Origin of the sequence: Parasulfuritortus cantonensis (assembly GCF_004337445.1) — a bacterium.
In the GTDB taxonomy this organism is placed as follows: Bacteria; Pseudomonadota; Gammaproteobacteria; order Burkholderiales; family Thiobacillaceae; genus Parasulfuritortus; species Parasulfuritortus cantonensis.
The window spans coordinates 1-16,927 of sequence record NZ_SJZB01000029.1; the positions used below are offsets into that span (position 1 = coordinate 1).

Below are 16,927 nucleotides of genomic sequence, written 5' to 3' on the forward strand. Positions count from 1 at the left end.
GGAGCAGTCGGACACGATCCTCCAGGCCGTAGTCGCGGACGTTTTCGCCGGCCACCTCGAGGGCCGCGCCCGAGAGGTCGACCGCGTCCACCTCGGCGTCCGGGAAGGCCTCGGCGAGCAGGATGGCCAGGCAGCCGGACCCGGTGCACAGGTCGAGCGCCCGGTGCACCCGCTCCGGCCGATCCAGCCAGGGATGGAATTGTTCCAGGATCATCGGCGCCAGGAACGAGCGCGGCACGATGACCCGCTCGTCGACCCGGAAGCGGTAGCCCTGCAACCAGGCCTCGCCGGTCAGGTAGGCGGCCGGCACGCGCTGTTCGACGCGCCGGTGCAGGACCTCGGCCAGGCGGGCGGCCTCCTCGGGCAGCAGACGGGCGTCGAGGAAGGGCTCCAGGCGGTCGATCGGCAGATGCAGGGTATGCAGGAGCAGATAGGCGGCCTCGTCGTAGGCGTTCGTGCTGCCATGGCCGAAGAACAACCCGGCCTGGTTGAAGCGTGACACGGCGAAGCGCAGCCAGTCCCTGAGCGTGACCAGATGGCGGGTGGCGGCGTCAAACATGGAGCAGTTTCTCCAGGGTGAGGCGGTAGATGTCGGTCAACAGGGCAAGCTCGTCGAGGCCGACGCTCTCGTCGATGCGGTGGATGGTCTTGTTGACCGGCCCGAACTCCACCACTTCCTTGCAGATGTCGGCGATGAAACGTCCGTCCGAGGTGCCGCCCGAAGTCGACAACTCCGGCATCACGCCGGTGGCGGCCTCGATCGCGGCCGACAGGGCCTCGACCAGTTGCCCGCGCGGGGTCAGGAAAGGCTTGGCGCCGATCTCCCAGGCCAGGTTGTAGTCGAGGCCGTGGCGGTCGAGGATCTCATGCACCTTGGCCTGCAGGCCCGCCACCGTGCTGGCGGTGGAGAAGCGGAAGTTGAAGACGATGTCGAGCGTGCCCGGCACCACGTTGGTCGCCCCGGTGCCGCCGTGGATGTTGGATATCTGCCAGGTGGTGGCGGGGAAGTACTCGTTGCCGGCATCCCAGACGGTACCGGCGAGTTCGGCGATGGCCGGCGCTGCCAGGTGGATCGGGTTCTTGCACAGGTGCGGATAGGCGATATGGCCCTGCACCCCGTTCACGGTCAGGCGACCGTGCAGGGAACCGCGCCGGCCGTTCTTGATGGTGTCGCCGAAGACCGTTGCGCAGGTGGGCTCGCCGACGATGCAGTAGTCGATCGACTCGCCGCGCCCGGCCAGGCGCTCGACCACGCGCACCGTACCGTCCACGGCCGGGCCTTCCTCGTCCGAGGTGATCAGCCAGGCGATCGAGCCGGGGTGATCCGGATGGGCGGCCAGGAAGGCCTCTACCGCGGCCAGGAAGGCCGCCACCGAGCCCTTCATGTCGGCGGCGCCGCGCCCGTACAGGCGGCCGTCGCGCTCGCTCGGCTCGAACGGGTGGCTGCGCCAGCGTTCCAGCGGCCCGGTCGGCACGACGTCGGTGTGACCGGCGAAGCAGACCAGGGGCGCGGCCGTGCCGCGGCGGGCCCAAAGGTTGCTCACGCCGCCCATGTCCACCCGCTCGACCGCGAAGCCGAGCGGTTCCAGCCGGCCGGCGAGCCAGCCCTGGCAGCCGGCATCCTCGGGGGTGACGGAACGCCGCCCGACCAGTTCGCGGGCGTATTCCAGCGCCGGGCTGTTCATTTGAAGAAATCCGCGTAGGCGGCCTCGTCGAAGCCGAACAGGTAATGGCCGTCGCGTTCGACGATGGGACGCTTGATGACGCTGGAATTGGCCGCCATCACGGCATAGGCGGACTCGGCGTCCCGGACGCCATCCTTGACCGCATCCGGCAGCTTGCGCCAGGTCGGCCCCTTGCGGTTGATCAGGGTTTCGTGGCCGTGGGCCTTGAGCAGCTTCTTCATCAGGGCCTCGGGTACGCCCTGTTTCTTGTAGTCGTGGAATTCGTAGTCCAGGCCGTGCGCCGCCAGCCAGTCGCGCGCTTTCTTCACCGTGTTGCAGTTCGGGATGCCGTAGACTTTCATGGCAAACTCTTCGTGAATGAGAAGCGCTATTCTAACCATGTTCACCGATGCCGAGCCCATCCCCAACGACGTGACCATCCGGCCGGCCCACTGGCCGGAGGATGCGGCCGCCATCGCCGCGGTCCGGCGCGCCGTGTTCATCGATGAGCAGGGGGTGCCCGAGGCGCTCGAGTGGGAGGCGATCGACCCCGAGTGTGCCTGGTTCGTCGCCCAAGCCGGCGCCACCACGGTGGCCGTGGCCAGGCTGACCCCGGCCGGCCGGATCGGGCGCATGGCGGTGCTGGCACCCTGGCGTGGCCGCGGCATCGGCCGTGCCCTTCTGGAATGCTTGATCGGCCATGGCCGGCGGCTCGGCCTGGCCGGCCTGGAGTTGCACGGCCAATGCCATGCACTCGGCTTCTACGCCCGCCAAGGCTTCCGGGCGGACGGTCCCGAATTCGCCGAGGCGGGTATCCCGCATCGGCGCATGTACATGAATCTGAAGGAAAACTGACTATGGATCTGCGCATCGGCCACGGTTTCGACGTGCACGCCTTTGCCGAGGGACGCCGGCTGGTGATCGGCGGCGTCGACATCCCGCACCCGGTCGGGCTGCTCGGCCATTCCGACGCCGACGTGCTCCTGCATGCGATTTGCGATGCCTTGCTGGGCGCCGCCGGACTCGGCGACATCGGCCGCCATTTCCCGGACAGCGACCCGCGCTACCGCGGCATAGACAGTCGCGAACTGCTGCGTCACGTCGCCGGCCTGCTGCGCGCCGGCGGCTGGCGGACCGGCAACGTCGACGCCACCATCATCGCCCAGGCCCCCAAGATGGCGCCCCACATCGCCGCCATGCGCGGCCACATCGCCGCCGATCTCGGCGTTGCCGCCGACACCGTCAACGTCAAGGCCACCACGACCGAACGGCTCGGCTTCACCGGCCGCGGCGAGGGCATCGCGGCGGAAGCGGTATGCCTGATCGGGCGGGACTGACTGCCGACGGGGCCGTCGGCGCGACGACCGCGCGCCTGTTCCTGGCCCTCTGGCCGGATGCGGCGTTGCGCGGGCAACTGGCGGCGCAGGGCCGGCGCCTGCAACAGGCCCTGGGCGGTCGCCTGACCCGGCCGGAAACCATCCATCTCACCCTGGTCTTCATCGGCAACCTGGCCCGGACACGCTTGCCCGAGCTGATGGCCGGGCTGGCCGGAATCGAGGCGGCGGCGGTCCGCATGGAGCTGGATCATGCCGAGTGCTGGCGCCACAACCATGTCGCCTTCGTGGCCCCGCGCCGGACGCCGGCGTCCCTGCAGGAACTGGTCGGCAAGCTCGAAGCGGCCCTGACGGCGGCGGCGATCCCGTTCGACCGCCGGCCTTACCGGGCCCACGTCACCCTGGTACGCAGGGCGGACTGCGAAAAAGCGAACCCGGCGCAAGGCCGGGTATCCGATACGCCCGAGTGGGGCGTTTTCAGGCCGCTCACGTGGTCGGCCGGGCAGTTCGTGCTGGTGGAATCGGTTCCGACTCCGATCGGGGTGCGTTACGACGTGCTCGGAAGTTACGTCCTCCTATAGGTAGACGTGGTTGGCCAGATGCCCGGTCAATTCCTTGACCGGCAGGTGGGTGTAATCCTTGTTGATGGCATCGCTGATCTTGCTCTTGACCTGCTGGCTGATGCGCCCGTTGATCAGGCCCATGAAATGGGAGGAGGTCACCATGACCAGCTTCTCATAGGAATTGCTGACCCGGCCCTGCTCGAGTTCCTGGGCGATTTCCTGGGCGAAGCGTTCGGCCTCGTGTTCCTTCGGCGCCGTGGGTTGGGCATAACTGCCGGATCCGGCGAAGTTGCCAATTCGGTCACTGACCAGTTCGGCCGCGCGTTCGCGGCTTTCGGGGTGGTCGAGTTCCTTGACGAGTTCGAGACCCTTGTTCGGGCCCTTGTTGGCGAACAGCTTGGCGTGACTGGCATTGGCCACCATGATCCAGGTTATGGTCATCGCGTTCCTCTCTGGGACGAGTTGCGTGAAGGGAAGGGGCGGCAGCCCCGGCTGTCAAATTCTGGTCACGGTTTCAACTTAGGCAGTGGCCAGGATGCCGTCAAGCACACCCCGGGCGAGCGCCCCGACGTACTCCGGGTCGGCCGCCGCCAGTTCCAGCGTCGGCCCGGCCTCGGCAAGCACGAAATTCTGTCCCAGCGAACGCCGGTAGGCCGGGTCGTAGTGCTGTTCGAGCAGGTCGGCAACCAGTTCGTCCCAGCGTCCGGCCGCCGCGAGGGCCTTCCAGCGCGTTACCGTGTCGCGCCCGCGCAGTTGTATGAGGCGGTCCAGCTCGCCGCCCAGTCTGGCCGGATCGGCCATCAGGTGGGCATATTCCTCCTTGAGCAGGGCCACCCGTACCGGAACCGGGGCGGTCAGGTTCAGGCAGGGCGAGGCGCGCATGCGGCGGAGCAGGATTTCCGGGGTATGCAGGTCGCCGATGCGCTTGCTTTCCGATTCCACGTAGACCGGGCGGTCCGGGTCGAAACGGCACAGGCGGTCCCAGACCAGGCTTTCGAACAGCTTCTGCGGCGGCTGCGGCCGGCTCGGATAGGCCCCGAGGACCGAGCCCATGTGCGCCGCCAGGTCTTCCAGGTCGAGCACCTGGCCGCCCAGGCCGGCCAGGGCGCGCAGGAAGCGGCTCTTGCCGACCCCGGTCGGGCCGCACACCACGGTGTAGGAATGACCTTCCGGAAGCCGTTCGAGATCCGCCAGGACGGTACCGCGATAGGCCTTGTAGCCACCCGCCAGTTGGGCGGCCTGCCAGCCGACCGAGCGCAGGACGTGGCTCAGGGAACCGCTCCGGGTGCCGCCCCGCCAGCAGTAGACGAGCGGCCGGTAGGTCTTGCCCTTGGCGGCGAAGTGGTTCTCCAGGTGGCTGGCGATGTTGCGCGACACCAGCGCCGCGCCCAGGCGCTTGGCCTCGAACGGCGAGACCTGTTTGTAGAGCGTGCCGACCCGGGCCCGTTCGGCGTCGTCGAGGACCGGCAGGTTGACGGCGCCGGGGATGTGGTCGTCGGCATACTCGCCCGGCGAACGGACGTCGATGACCTCGTCGAAGGCGTCCAGCTCGTCCAGACCGGCGATCTCCGGGCGTCCGCGCGGGGCCCTGCCATCGGCGCAGATCATCGCGCCCGGCCCCGGCTCATGCCTCCCTCCGCATCAGGCGCTGCTTCTCGCGCTGCCAGTCGCGCTCCTTCTCGGTGGCCCGCTTGTCGAATTGCTTCTTGCCCTTGCCGAGGCCGACCTCCAGCTTGACCCGGCCCTTGGCGTAATGCATGTCCAGCGGGACCAGGGTGTAGCCGGCCCGTTCCACCTTGCCGATCAGCTTCTTGATCTCCTCGGCGTGCAGGAGCAGCTTGCGGCTCCTGGTCGGGTCCGGCTTGATGTGGGTGGAGGCGGTCACCAGCGGGCTGATGTGGCAGCCGATCAGCCAGACCGCGCCGTTGCGCAGGACCACGTAGGCCTCCTTCAACTGCACGCGGCCGGCCCGGATGGCCTTGACCTCCCAGCCCTCCAGCACCAGTCCGGCCTCGTATTTCTCCTCGACGAAGTAATCGTGGAAGGCTTTGCGGTTATCGATGATGCTCATGTGGGATGGGGAACTCGGCTGGTTTTCGTGTATTTTAACAGCCCCATCATCAACGCCCGCTGTCCGTCATGCCACAAGTCGTCAAATCCGTACTGGTGCCGTATACCCCCGCGGAGATGTACGACCTGGTCGACGACGTCGAGGAGTATCCAAAGTTCCTGCCCTGGTGTGCCGGCACCGACCTGCACGTGCGCGACGACGAGACGACCGAAGCGACCCTGAAGATCGGCTACAAGTCGATCCGCCACGAGTTCACCACCGTGAACAGCAAGCGCTATCCGAACGAGATGCTGCTCCGGCTCAAGGAAGGGCCGTTCCACCACCTGGACGGCGCCTGGCACTTCCGGCCGCTCGGTGACGCCGCCTGCAAGATCGAGTTCATGCTGCACTATGAGTTTTCCAGCCATCTGCTGGAAAAGGCCCTGGGGGCCGTATTCGGCCATATCGTCAACAGTCTGGTCGACGCCTTCGTCGAACGGGCCGAAAAGGTCTACGGTGAGCGATGATGATCCATGTCGAAGTGATCTACGCCCTCAAGGAACGCCAGCAGACGGTCGGCCTCGACGTCGAGGAGGGCTGCACGGTCCGCCAGGCGGTGGAACGTTCCGGCCTGCTCGCCGAGCATCCCGAGATCGATCTGGCGAAGAGCAAACTGGGGATATGGAACAAGCTGGCCAAGCCGGATGCCGTGCTGCGCGACCGCGACCGGGTCGAGATCTACCGGCCGTTGATCGCCGACCCCAAGGAGGTGCGCAAGCAGCGCGCCGCGGAGGGCAAGGCCATGAAGAAGGGCGGCGGCGAGGCCGAATGAGGCCGGAAAACGAAACGGGCGGCCGTAGCCGCCCGTTTCAGCGTCCCGAGACCGGGATCACTTCATCTCGGTGGACGGATAGTCGGGCTGGTGGGCGCTGACCTTGCACAGCGCGCTGACCATCTGGGCCTGCTTGATCACGGTTGCGCTGTCGGCCACCTTGGCGGCTTCCTGAGCCTTCTTCAGGGCGCTCTCGGCAGGAATCCAATAGGTGAACGAGGCCTGCGCGGCCTTGGCATCCGCCTGGGCCTGGGCCAGCGCCGCCTGGGCTTCCGCACTCAGGGTGGGCTTGGCCGGCTCGGCGGGCGCGGCCGCCTGTTCGGAGGTGCTCGCACAGGCGGCAACGGACAGGCCCATCAGGGCGGCCAGGACGGCGGAAGCGTAGCGATTGTTCATGTCAACTCCTCTTTGACGGCAACACATTATTGAAATCCGAGCCTATTCCTCGGGTATCCGCGAAACTTAATGGCATATATCGGCGGCGTCAATCCTACAAATGTATATCCGTACATCAGGGCATCGTGATACCGGGTTGCAGGCAGTCGCCCGGACGCCCGCGAACCCGTATAATGCCGTTTTGCGTACAAGGTCACCAATATGCGCATCCTGCAAAAGGCTCTCACCTTCGACGATGTCCTCCTCGTCCCCGCCCGTTCCGACATCCTCCCCCGCGATGTCAGCCTGAATACCCGCCTCACCAAGACGATCTCCCTGAACATCCCGGTCCTGTCCGCCGCCATGGATACGGTCACCGAAGCGCCCATGGCGATCACCCTGGCCCAGGAAGGCGGCCTCGGCATCGTCCACAAAAACCTCACCGCCGAGCAGCAGGCCGTCGAGGTGGCCAAGGTCAAGCGGCACGAATCTGGCGTGGTCAAGGACCCGATCACCGTCACCCCGAACATGAGCGTGCGCGAGGTCATCGACATCACCCAGCGCTACCGCATCTCCGGCCTGCCCGTGGTGGACAAGGCCGGCAAGGTGGTCGGCATCATCACCAACCGCGACCTCCGTTTCGAGACCAACCTGGACCAGCCGGCCCGGGCCATCATGACCCCGCGCAAGAAGCTGGTCACCGTGCATGAGGGCGTGAGCAAGGAAGACGTCATCGCCCTGCTGCACAAGAACCGCCTCGAGCGTCTGGTGGTGGTCGACGACGACTACACCCTGAAGGGGCTCATCACCGTCAAGGACATCAGCAAGTCGAGCGAACATCCGCTCGCCTGCAAGGACGACCACGGTCGCCTGCGCGTCGGCGCCGCGGTCGGCGTCGGCCCCGAGAACGACGAGCGGGTCGCCGCCCTGGTCGAGGCCGGCGTCGACGTCATCGTGGTGGATACCGCGCACGGTCATTCCCGCGGCGTGCTGGAGCGCGTCAAGTGGGTCAAGACCCGCTATCCCCACGTCCAGGTGATCGGCGGCAACATCGCCACGCCCGAGGCCGCCCTGGCCCTGGTCGACCACGGCGCCGACTGCGTCAAGGTCGGCATCGGCCCCGGCTCCATCTGCACCACCCGCATCGTCGCCGGCGTCGGCGTGCCCCAGGTCTCGGCCGTCGCCAACGTCGCCGACGCCCTGGCCAAGCACGGCGTCCCCTGCATCGCCGACGGCGGCATCCGCTATTCCGGCGACATCGCCAAGGCCATCGCCGCCGGCGGCAACTGCGTCATGCTGGGCGGCCTGCTGGCCGGTACCGAGGAAGCGCCGGGCGAGATCGAACTGTTCCAGGGCCGCTCCTACAAGTCCTATCGCGGCATGGGCTCCCTGGGTGCCATGCAGAAGGGCTCCAAGGACCGCTATTTCCAGGACAACGAGGCGAACGCCGACAAGCTGGTGCCGGAAGGTATCGAGGGCCGCGTGCCCTACAAGGGCTCGGTCCTGGGCGTGCTGCACCAGCTCATGGGCGGCCTGCGTTCCTCCATGGGCTATCTGGGCGCCCAGGACATCCGGACCTTCCAGGAGACCGCGCAGTTCGTCGAGATCTCCAATGCCGGCATCAAGGAGTCGCACGTCCACGACGTGCAGATCACCAAGGAAGCGCCGAACTATCACGTCTGACCGACCACCCAGGAAGAGGAGGGCGCCGCCCTCCTTTTTTCATTGAGCCGCCGCCATGCACCAGAAGATACTCATCCTCGATTTCGGTTCCCAGTTCACGCAGCTGATCGCCCGTCGGGTGCGCGAGCACAACGTCTATTGCGAACTGCACCCGTTCGACGTCTCCGAGCAGTTCATCCGCGACTTCGAACCCGCCGGCATCATCCTGTCGGGCGGCCCCGCCTCGGTGACCGAGGCGGAAACGCCGCGCGCGCCGCAGGTGGTGTTCGAACTCGGCGTACCGGTGCTGGGCATCTGCTACGGCATGCAGACCATGGCCGCGCAGCTGGGCGGCAAGGTGATCAACGGCAGCCAGCACGAATACGGCTACGCCGAGGTGCGCGCCCACGGCCATTCCCGGCTGCTGGCCGGCATCCAGGACCGCGCCGATCCGGACGGCAAGTGCTGGCTGGACGTCTGGATGAGCCACGGCGACCAGGTCGAGAGCCTGCCGCCCGGCTTCCGGGTGATGTGCGAGAACGCCTCCACCCCGATCGCCGGCATGTTCGACGGCAGCCGCAATTTCTACGCCGTCCAGTTCCACCCCGAGGTCACCCACACCCTCCAGGGCAAGGCCATGCTCGGCCGCTTCGTGCACGACATCTGCGGCTGCGGTCAGGACTGGAACATGCCCGACTACATCGAGGAGGCGATCGCCAAGGTCCAGGCCCAGGTCGGCAGCGACGAGGTGATCCTGGGCCTGTCCGGCGGGGTCGATTCCTCCGTGGTGGCGGCACTGCTGCACAAGGCCATCGGTACCCAGCTCACCTGCGTATTCGTCGACACCGGCCTGCTGCGCCTGAACGAAGGCCAGATGGTCATGGACATGTTCGCCCGCAACCTGGGCGTCAAGGTCGTCCACGTCGACGCGACCGACCGGTTCATGGCCAAGTTGGCCGGCGTCAGCGACCCCGAGCGGAAGCGCAAGATCATCGGCGGCGAGTTCGTCGCCGTGTTCCAAGAGGAATCCGCCAAGCTGAAGAACGCCAAGTGGCTGGCCCAGGGCACCATCTACCCGGACGTCATCGAATCGGCCGGGGCGAAGACCAAGAAGGCGCACGCCATCAAGAGCCACCACAACGTCGGCGGCCTGCCCGAGGACATGCACCTGCAGTTGCTGGAACCGCTGCGCGAGCTGTTCAAGGACGAGGTGCGGGAACTGGGCATCGCGCTCGGTCTGCCGCACGAGATGGTCTACCGGCATCCCTTCCCGGGCCCCGGCCTGGGCGTGCGCATCCTCGGCGAGATCAAGAAGGAATATGCCGACCTGCTTCGCCAGGCGGATCACATCTTCATCGAAGAACTGCGCGCAAGTGGTTGGTACGACAAGGTTTCCCAGGCCTTCGCAGTGTTCCTGCCGGTCAAGGCGGTGGGCGTCATGGGGGACGGCCGGACATATGATTATGTCGTCGCCCTGCGCGCCGTGCAGACCCAGGACTTCATGACCGCACACTGGGCCGAACTGCCCTATGCGCTGCTCGCCAAGGTGTCCAACCGCATCATCAACGAAATCCGCGGCATCAACCGGGTCACCTACGACATCACCGGCAAGCCGCCGGGTACCATCGAGTGGGAATAAGGTGGCCGACCCGGGCGGGCCTCAAGCGCCTGCTCGTCGACGTCGTCCTGTTCGTCGCGGTGGTGTTCGGCATCCAGGCCTGGCAACAGCGCGACGTGCCGAGCGGCCCGGCACCGGCCATCGCCGGCGACCTGGCCGACGGCAGCCGCTTCGACCTCGCCGCCTGGCGCGCCGAGCATCCGGACCAGCCGGTCGCCCTGCATTTCTGGGCCGACTGGTGCCCGATCTGCGCCAAGGAGGAGGGCAACGTAACCGCCGTCCTGGCCGACTGGCCGGTGATGACGGTGGCCATGCAGTCCGGCCCCGCCACCCAGGTCACCGGGCACCTCGACAGCCACAAGCTCGCTTGGCCGACGCTGGTCGACAGCGACGGCCGCATCGCCGCGGCCTACGGTCTCAAGGGCGTGCCGGCCTTCGTGGTGATCGGCCGCGACGGCCGTCTCCGCTCGGTCTCGACCGGCTATACCACCGAACTGGGCATGCGCCTGCGCCTATGGTGGGCGGCGCGCTCCTAGCCCGGCGGCCCGGGCGTCATTCGCCGCGGAAGCCATTCTTATAGGCCTCCCGTTCGGCCTCGGACATATGCGCGTAGCCGTCATCGCTCGGCTTGCCGGCGTGCCGTGGATCGTCCTGGATGTCGTCATGCAGTTTCTTGCCCTTGCGATAGGCCTCGTCGACCTGCTGCTGAGCCTGATGCCTTTCCGCGGCATCGATGTCGTCACAGCCGAAAATCTGTTGGCCGGAACCGACCGTCATCCCTGGTTTTCTTTGGCTCATCGTCCATCTCCTTGTGGAAACTCGCCACATGGCCCTATCAGGTTAGTACATTCATTCCAGTGCGGGGCTAAATGCGCCAGTTGAGTTCGAGCCGGACCAGGCGCGCCTGGCCCAGGCGGAAGAACCCGGTCAGGTAGCGGCGATCGAACAGGTTGTCGACCGCCAGGGTGAGGTCCAGGTCACGCCAGCGCCGGCTCAGGCTGGCGTCGACCACGGCGTAGGCCGGCTTGAGCCAGTCGTAGCCGGCGCCATCGCGCCGGCTGTTGGCCTCGTCGGTATAGGCGGCGCTGGCGTAGCGCAGGGCCAGGCGGCCGGCCAGTCCGGCCGACTCGTAGGCCAGGGCGGCGTTCAGCTTGTGCCGCGGCATGTCCGGCAGGACGTTGCCGACCCGCTCCGGATGGCTGCGCTCGCTGACGATGCGGGTCCGGTTCCAGGTGTAGTTGAGGCTGGCCGTCCAGGCGTCGTCCAGGCGCCAGCGCGTCTCCAGTTCCAGGCCGCGCGCCTCGGCCTCGCCGATGTTGGCGTAGCGGCGTTTGACCGGCGTGCCGTAGTCGACGATGAGCATGCCGATCTTGTCGGTCCAGACCGTCTGGAACAGGGTCGCGGCCAGGGTCGCCCGCGTCCCGGCCCGGTATTCCAGGCCGATGTCGCGGGTCAGCGAACGTTCCGGCTTCAGGTCCGGGTTGCCCAGCAGCCAGGCGGCCGCGCCCAGGTCGGTGTAGTAGAGCTGGTAGGGCGAGGGGGGCACGAAACCGGTGCCCGCGGAGGCGACCAGGCGGAGCCCTTGGCCGACCGGCCAGCGCAGGGCCGCCTTCGGGTTGAAGGACTGCCGGACCACGGCCGCCCGGGCGGCGCTGCCGCCGCCGGCGTCGTACAGGTCGACGGCGGGATACTCGTGGCGGTCCAGGCGGGCGTCCAGGCTCAGTTCGGGACCGTCCGCCCAGCGGCGTTGGTAATGGCCGAGCAGGGCGCGGTTGACGGTGGCGGCGTCGAGCATGAACTCAGCCTCGGCGCCGCCGTAGGGACGGATGACGTAGCGGTCGCGGCTGTGCCGGTACACGGCACCCAGGTGCCAGGCGGCGTTACCGCCGGCGCCGGCCAGGGTCAGGGTGAGGTCGGTGTTGGCGCCGCTCGAGTCGACGTGGCGGTCAGCCGCCAGGCCGGCGGCGTCGCTGCCGGTGCCGGTGTCCATGAGGCCGAGGTCGTCGTAGCCCTCGTGGCCGGCCACCAGCTCCAGTCTGAGGCCGTCGGCCAGGGTACGGCCCAGGGTGGCCCGCACGGCGTCGGCCCGGTAGTGCTCCCACCAGTTCGGCCGGCCGTAGCCGGACAGGCTGTCGGTATGCCTGACCTCCAGGTCGAGGCCGGCCGCACCGGGGTGGTAGCCGGCGCGCAGGCTGGCCGAGCGGTTGCGGTAGCGTTCCGAGTCGACCGTGACCTGGTTCGGATAGGGCGCCGCCGGCACGCGCCGGCTGCCTTGCTCGAATTCGTCGGCCAGGACCAGGCCCAAACGCCAGCCGGCCGCCGCCCGTTCGCCGCTGAAGCGGGCGCCCAGGCTGCCGTGGGCGCTGCCGAGCAGGCTGACGACCGGGCGCACGGCGCGCCGGTGGGTGGTGACCACGATGGCGCCGCCCATGGCGTTGGCGCCGTAGCGTGCCGACGCTGCCCCGCGCAGTATGTCGATACGTTCGACGTCGTCGGGATTGACCAGGGCGAGATCGGAGAGCGCGGCCGGGAGACCGTCCAGGACCACGGCGATGCCCTGGACGCCGCGCAGGGTCAGGCTGCCCGAGCTGTCCTCGACGCCGGCCCGGCTGCGCAGCAGGTCGACCAGGCTGGCCGGGCGCTCGCGCCGGATGTCGGCGGCGGTGATCGCCGAGGCATTGCCGTCGTCCTCGGCGCGCGCGACCAGGACCAGTCCGGCCAGCCAGGCGGCCAGGATTCGGCGGCGCCAGGGGACGCCGCGGCCCGGCCGCGTCATCCCGGCAGGCCCACCTCGCCGGCGCCGCGTCGACGCAGACGCCAGCGGCGCCAGGCGGCCGCCGCCCCACCCCAGGTGAGGTAGAACAGGACCAGGGCGACCGCGTCCATGATGTTGAAGCCGTCCAGACCGCCCAGGTAGCGGCCGTCGTGGACGATGAAGGCGGCGCTGACCGGGTTGTTGCGCCAGTCCTCGATGCGCTCGATGCGCATGCTCCGGGTGTCGACGACGACCGCGTCGCCGGCGATGTCGGCGCCGAAGCCGGCCAGCTTGACCCGGCCGTCGGCCCCCAGGTAGTAGCTGTGGGGCCGGCTGCCCAGGGCCCGTTCGGCCAACTGCGCGGCCTGGTCCAGGGACCCCGGGTGCAGCGGTTCCGCCAGGGCGAGCGCGGGGATCGGCCGCGAGGCCGGGTCGGGCGCCGGCAACAGGGCGGGAAAATCGAACATCAGGGTGGTGACCGCGATGACCAGGGTGAACGGGGCGCTCCACAGGCCCAGACGGGCGTGCCAGCGCAACGGCGGGGAGCCGCTACGGCCGGCGCGGCGATCGCGTACGCGCATGGCCAGGCCGGTCGTCAGCAGGGCGAGCAGGGCGCAGGCGGTGACGCTGGCCAGGTTCAGGCCGTCGATGCCGAACCATTGGTAGGCGTGGATGCCGTGGCCGATGAGGAACAGCGAGTTGCCGAGGTCCTCGACCCGGACGATGGCCTGGCGCCGGATGTCGACCACGTAGGTGGTATGGCGCGGCGCCCGGCTGCCGGCGTGGTCGTGGCCGCCGGCGAAGCCGCCCACGCGCGCCAGTCCGGTACGGTCCAGCACCACCACGTTGGGCCGGGCACCGTGCGCCCGGGCGACCAGGGCCACGGTCTGGTCGATGGCGCCCGGCCGTACCGGCTCGGCCAACGCGACGGCCGGGATGGCGCGGGAGTCGAACAGCCGCGCCGACGTGGCGTGCAACGCGGCCGGATGGGTGAGGGCCACGGCGAGGAGCAGCGACAGGGTGATGAAGGGCGCCGCCGCCAGACCGACGCAGCGGTGCAGGCGGGTCAGCCGGTCGGCGCGGGCGGGTGCGTACGGCATGGCGCGGCCGCTCCCCTAGAAACGCATGTCCAGGCCGAGCCAGAGGTTGCGGCCGTCCATGTATTCGTACTGCTGCTCGCGGTAGCGGCGGTCGAACAGGTTGTTGACCGCCAGGCTGAGTTCGGCCCGGCGCACCGGGCCGGCCACCGGCAGGCGGTAGCCGGCCTTGAAGTCGGCGACGAAGTGGTCGGGGTTGCGGGCCGTCTCGCTGTTGCGATCGTCGAAGTAATAGTCGCCGACGTAGCGGCCGGCCAGGCGCACGTAGTAACGGTCGGACGGCGCGTAGACGACGCCCAGGTTGAGCTTGCGCGGCGCCACGCGCTGGAGTTGCCGGCCCTCGGTCAGGGGATCGCTCGGGTTGTCGACGATGCGCGAGTCGGTATAGCTGAAATTGAGGTAGGGCGACCAGGCGCCCAGCGCGGCGTCGACGCCGAACTCGAAGCCGTTCACCCGCACCTTGCCGATGTTCTGGAACTGCCACTTGCCGCTGCTGGTCTGGATCGAGCTGATCTTGTCCCGGTAGTCGGTGTGGAACAGGGCGGCGCGGACGCTGGCCGGCCCGATCCGGTGGTTGACGCCGACCTCGTAGGAAACGGACTTCTCCGGCTCCAGGTCCGGGTTGTTCAGCCAGGCGCTGCCGGAGCGGAATTTCAGGCTGTTCAGGGCCGGCACGTAGGCCGTGCCGGCCGTCGCGTACAGCGAGGTGGCCGCCGACAGGCGGTAGCGCAGGCCGACGCGCGGGTTGAATAGGCTGTCCGAAGAATCGTTGCCGGTCCGGACGCCGTCCTTGGTGTCGCCGTCCATCCGGTAACGATCCCAACGGCCGCCGGCCAGCACGGTGACGGCGTCGCCGAAGCGGTGCTCGTCCTGCACGAAAACGCCGTCGAGCCGGCTCTTCGAGACGCTTTCGCCGGCGTCGGCGTAGATGACGTCCTGCCAGCGCGAGGTGTACTTGGCCCGGTTGTGGCTGTAGCCGACCGTCACCGTGTCGGCCCGGCCCAGGCGCAGGTCGGATTGCAGGTCGACGCTGTCGCTGTCGTCGATGCGGTCGTCGATCTCGGCGACCGCCAGGCTGCCGGTGTTGCCGTTGACGTAGTCGTCGTCGAACAGGATGTGGGCGATCTGGCGCAGCTTGCGGTAGCGCAGCTTCAGCACGGCCCAATCGGCGGGCTCGTAACGGTAGCCCAGGTCATAGGCCTCGACTTCGTCGTCCATGTTGTAGTTGGGGTGGCCGCCGAGCCAGTCCGACTCGACCTGGGCGTTGCGGTAGCCGAGGCTGATCTCCTGGTTGGCGGCCGGGCGCACGGCCATCGCCAGGCCGACCTTGCGGTCGCGGCCGGCGCGCGGGCCGAGGTCCTTGGCACCCCACGGATCCGGGTCCGGCTGGGCGACGTAGCCGTCGGTCAGGTAGTGGCTGGCCGACAGGCGGATGTCCACGGCGTCCCAGCTGCCGCCGGCGGCCGCACCGATCCGGGCGGCGTCGTGGGAGCCGATGCCGAGTTGCAGTTCGGCGCCCGGGTCGCCTTGCCAGCGCTTCGACAACAGGTTGACGACACCGCCCATGCTGCTCGGGCCGTACAGGGCCGAGGCCGGGCCGCGTACGACCTCGATGCGCTCGATGTCCTCCGGCGCCAGGGCCTTGAGGCCGAAATGGATGCCGCTGACCGGCGATTCCAGGGGCATGCCGTCGAGCAATACCTGGCTGGTGGAGCCGGCGAAGGAGCCGCCGACGCCGCGCAGGCGGATGGTCTCGGTGGCAGCCAGGGAGGCATAGTCGGCGACGTCCACGCCTTCGACGTCGCGCAGCAGGTCGGCGACCAGTTGCGGCTGCCGGCGCGCGATGTCGGCCGCGCCGATCACCGAGACGCTGGCCGGGACGTCCTCGATGCGCTGTTCGGTCCGCGTGGCGGTCACCACCACGACCGGCAGGGCGCTATGCGGCTCGGACGCTGGGCGGACCACGGCGTAGCCCTGGCCGCCGTCGCTGCGGAACGCCAGGCCGCTGCCCGCAAGCAGGCGCCGCAAGGCCTCCTCGACTGCCATGTCGCCATGCAGGGCCGGGGCCGGCAAGCGCTCGACCAGATCGGGCGAGAACACCAGTTGCACGCCGGCCTGGCCGGCCAGGGCGAGGAGGGCGGAGGCGAGCGGCTGGGCCGGGATGTCGAAGCGGGCGGCCTGGGCGAGGCCGGCATGGCAGGACAACGCCAGGGCCAGGACGGCCAGGCGGACGCGGTGTTTCGGGGTTGGCTTGGGCACGAAGATCTCCTGAGTCGGGTGCGGCGGGCGCGCTGGACGCCCTTACCCGACAAGACGGCCGGCGGCCGCCTTACCCAACCCGGACCGGCTGCGACACTATGTCGCATGCCGGCCATGGGTGTCTCCGACTACGATGCCCGGCGTGAATTGCATGCCTGCTCAGGGACACCCCTACGAGGCCGTCCTGATCCAACTATATCGCGCCCATTTCGAGGATCTGCGGCGCTACCTGGCGCACAAGCTGAATTGTCCGGAGGCCGGCCGCGACGCCGCCCAGGACGTCTTCCTTCGCCTGCTCGTGCGGCCCGCCCCGGACGCCATCGCCAACCCGCGCGGATTCCTGTTCCGCAGCGCCCGCAACCTGGCCATCGACTGCCTGCGCGCCGCCGCCGGCCGCCCGGTCCTGGTGGCGATCGACGAGCATGGCGACGAACTCGCCGACGCCTGCGCCGATCCGGCCCGGATCGCCGAGGCGCGCCAGCGCCTGCGGGCCCTGGCCGAGGGCATCGAGATCCTGCCGGCACGCTGTCGGGAAGTGTTCTTCCGGCACCGCTTCGAGGGCCAGACCCAGGCCGAGATCGCGGCCGAGCTGGCCATCTCGACCCAGATGGTGGAAAAACACCTGGCCCGTGCCCTCCTGCACCTGCGCCGACGCTGGCCGGGCTGAGCCCGGGCCGGTTTGACAGGGCCGGCCGGCCTGCCGAGAATCCCGCGCCAC

At 68.7% G+C, this 16,927-nt stretch carries 20 protein-coding genes; 9 read left to right on the forward strand and 11 right to left on the reverse strand.

Translation table 11 applies throughout. The features are described 5' to 3' along the window. From prmB to EZJ19_RS07560, 3 genes are all read right to left on the reverse strand, one after another. A partial coding sequence (gene prmB / locus EZJ19_RS07550) for a 50S ribosomal protein L3 N(5)-glutamine methyltransferase (protein ID WP_131446233.1) occupies positions 1-559 on the reverse strand: 559 nt, incomplete at its 3' end. Beyond that, positions 552-1,685, reverse strand: a complete 1,134-nt coding sequence (gene dapE / locus EZJ19_RS07555; RefSeq protein ID WP_131446235.1) for a succinyl-diaminopimelate desuccinylase — start codon at positions 1,683-1,685, stop codon at positions 552-554. The genes dapE and prmB, both read right to left, overlap by 8 nt. After that, positions 1,682-2,026, reverse strand: a complete 345-nt coding sequence (locus EZJ19_RS07560; RefSeq protein WP_131446237.1) for an ArsC family reductase — start codon at positions 2,024-2,026, stop codon at positions 1,682-1,684. The genes dapE and EZJ19_RS07560 overlap by 4 nt, the downstream gene beginning before the upstream one ends. Before the next feature lie 37 nt (positions 2,027-2,063). Between EZJ19_RS07560 and EZJ19_RS07565 the strand changes: the two genes are divergently transcribed. From EZJ19_RS07565 to thpR, 3 genes are read left to right on the forward strand one after another with little or no spacing between them, the layout of a single operon-like run. Beyond that, positions 2,064-2,519 carry a GNAT family N-acetyltransferase gene (locus EZJ19_RS07565; RefSeq protein ID WP_131446239.1) on the forward strand — a complete coding sequence of 152 codons (456 nt, stop codon included), beginning with the start codon at positions 2,064-2,066 and terminating at the stop codon, positions 2,517-2,519. Between the two features lie 2 nt (positions 2,520-2,521). Then, positions 2,522-3,001, forward strand: coding sequence for a 2-C-methyl-D-erythritol 2,4-cyclodiphosphate synthase (ispF, locus tag EZJ19_RS07570; protein WP_131446241.1), 480 nt, complete (start codon positions 2,522-2,524; stop codon positions 2,999-3,001). Continuing rightward, entirely contained in the window at positions 2,980-3,579 is a 600-nt protein-coding gene (gene thpR / locus EZJ19_RS07575) for an RNA 2',3'-cyclic phosphodiesterase (protein ID WP_131446243.1), read from the forward strand. Before ispF ends, thpR begins: the two co-directional genes overlap by 22 nt. Here thpR and EZJ19_RS07580 read toward each other — a convergent pair. The 3 genes from EZJ19_RS07580 to smpB form a co-directional block, all read right to left on the reverse strand. Then, positions 3,574-4,002: a host attachment protein gene (locus EZJ19_RS07580; RefSeq protein WP_131446245.1), complete on the reverse strand. Its 429-nt coding sequence runs from the start codon at positions 4,000-4,002 to the stop codon at positions 3,574-3,576. The two genes, thpR and EZJ19_RS07580, sit on opposite strands and share 6 nt — an antisense overlap. Positions 4,003-4,080: 78 nt before the next feature. Continuing rightward, positions 4,081-5,169 carry a tRNA 2-selenouridine(34) synthase MnmH gene (mnmH, locus tag EZJ19_RS07585; protein WP_131446247.1) on the reverse strand — a complete coding sequence of 363 codons (1,089 nt, stop codon included), beginning with the start codon at positions 5,167-5,169 and terminating at the stop codon, positions 4,081-4,083. A 16-nt stretch (positions 5,170-5,185) separates the two neighbouring features. Further along, positions 5,186-5,665, reverse strand: coding sequence for an SsrA-binding protein SmpB (gene smpB, locus EZJ19_RS07590; protein ID WP_276320103.1), 480 nt, complete (start codon positions 5,663-5,665; stop codon positions 5,186-5,188). Positions 5,666-5,700: 35 nt separating this feature from the next. Here smpB and EZJ19_RS07595 point away from each other — a divergent pair, with 35 nt between their 5' ends. Together EZJ19_RS07595 and EZJ19_RS07600 are read left to right on the forward strand one after the other, a co-directional pair. Further along, complete coding sequence (locus tag EZJ19_RS07595) at positions 5,701-6,138, forward strand: type II toxin-antitoxin system RatA family toxin (protein ID WP_131446251.1); 438 nt, start codon at positions 5,701-5,703, stop codon at positions 6,136-6,138. Beyond that, positions 6,138-6,443 (forward strand): RnfH family protein, encoded by a 306-nt coding sequence (locus EZJ19_RS07600; protein WP_240754698.1) that lies wholly within the window; start codon positions 6,138-6,140, stop codon positions 6,441-6,443. Before EZJ19_RS07595 ends, EZJ19_RS07600 begins: the two co-directional genes overlap by 1 nt. Before the next feature lie 57 nt (positions 6,444-6,500). On the opposite strand, the gene EZJ19_RS07605 is transcribed toward EZJ19_RS07600, so the two are convergent. Beyond that, a complete protein-coding gene (locus EZJ19_RS07605; protein WP_131446255.1) occupies positions 6,501-6,839 on the reverse strand; it encodes a hypothetical protein in 339 nt (112 codons plus the stop codon). Positions 6,840-7,040: 201 nt separating this feature from the next. Here EZJ19_RS07605 and guaB point away from each other — a divergent pair, with 201 nt between their 5' ends. From guaB to EZJ19_RS07620, 3 genes are read left to right on the forward strand one after another with little or no spacing between them, the layout of a single operon-like run. After that, positions 7,041-8,501 carry an IMP dehydrogenase gene (gene guaB, locus EZJ19_RS07610; RefSeq protein WP_131446257.1) on the forward strand — a complete coding sequence of 487 codons (1,461 nt, stop codon included), beginning with the start codon at positions 7,041-7,043 and terminating at the stop codon, positions 8,499-8,501. Between the two features lie 55 nt (positions 8,502-8,556). Then, positions 8,557-10,119 carry a glutamine-hydrolyzing GMP synthase gene (guaA, locus tag EZJ19_RS07615; protein WP_131446259.1) on the forward strand — a complete coding sequence of 521 codons (1,563 nt, stop codon included), beginning with the start codon at positions 8,557-8,559 and terminating at the stop codon, positions 10,117-10,119. Next, the gene (locus EZJ19_RS07620; RefSeq protein ID WP_206199364.1) at positions 10,110-10,634 is read left to right on the forward strand and encodes a redoxin family protein; all 525 of its coding nucleotides are present in this window, start codon (positions 10,110-10,112) and stop codon (positions 10,632-10,634) included. Before guaA ends, EZJ19_RS07620 begins: the two co-directional genes overlap by 10 nt. A 16-nt stretch (positions 10,635-10,650) precedes the next feature. Here EZJ19_RS07620 and EZJ19_RS07625 read toward each other — a convergent pair whose 3' ends face one another. The 4 genes from EZJ19_RS07625 to EZJ19_RS07640 form a co-directional block, all read right to left on the reverse strand. Next, positions 10,651-10,896, reverse strand: coding sequence for a hypothetical protein (locus tag EZJ19_RS07625; RefSeq protein ID WP_131446261.1), 246 nt, complete (start codon positions 10,894-10,896; stop codon positions 10,651-10,653). Between the two features lie 67 nt (positions 10,897-10,963). Next, the gene (locus EZJ19_RS07630; RefSeq protein ID WP_131446263.1) at positions 10,964-12,874 is read right to left on the reverse strand and encodes a TonB-dependent receptor; all 1,911 of its coding nucleotides are present in this window, start codon (positions 12,872-12,874) and stop codon (positions 10,964-10,966) included. Further along, positions 12,871-13,953, reverse strand: a complete 1,083-nt coding sequence (locus EZJ19_RS07635) for a PepSY domain-containing protein (protein ID WP_131446265.1) — start codon at positions 13,951-13,953, stop codon at positions 12,871-12,873. The genes EZJ19_RS07630 and EZJ19_RS07635 overlap by 4 nt, the downstream gene beginning before the upstream one ends. Positions 13,954-13,968: 15 nt before the next feature. Further along, on the reverse strand, positions 13,969-16,209 hold the full coding sequence (locus tag EZJ19_RS07640) for a TonB-dependent receptor (protein ID WP_131446267.1): 2,241 nt from the start codon (positions 16,207-16,209) through the stop codon (positions 13,969-13,971). 151 nt (positions 16,210-16,360) lie between these two features. On the opposite strand from EZJ19_RS07640, the gene EZJ19_RS07645 reads away from it, so the two are divergent. Continuing rightward, a complete protein-coding gene (locus tag EZJ19_RS07645) occupies positions 16,361-16,876 on the forward strand; it encodes an RNA polymerase sigma factor (RefSeq protein ID WP_165873511.1) in 516 nt (171 codons plus the stop codon). Positions 16,877-16,927: the final 51 nt, after the last annotated feature.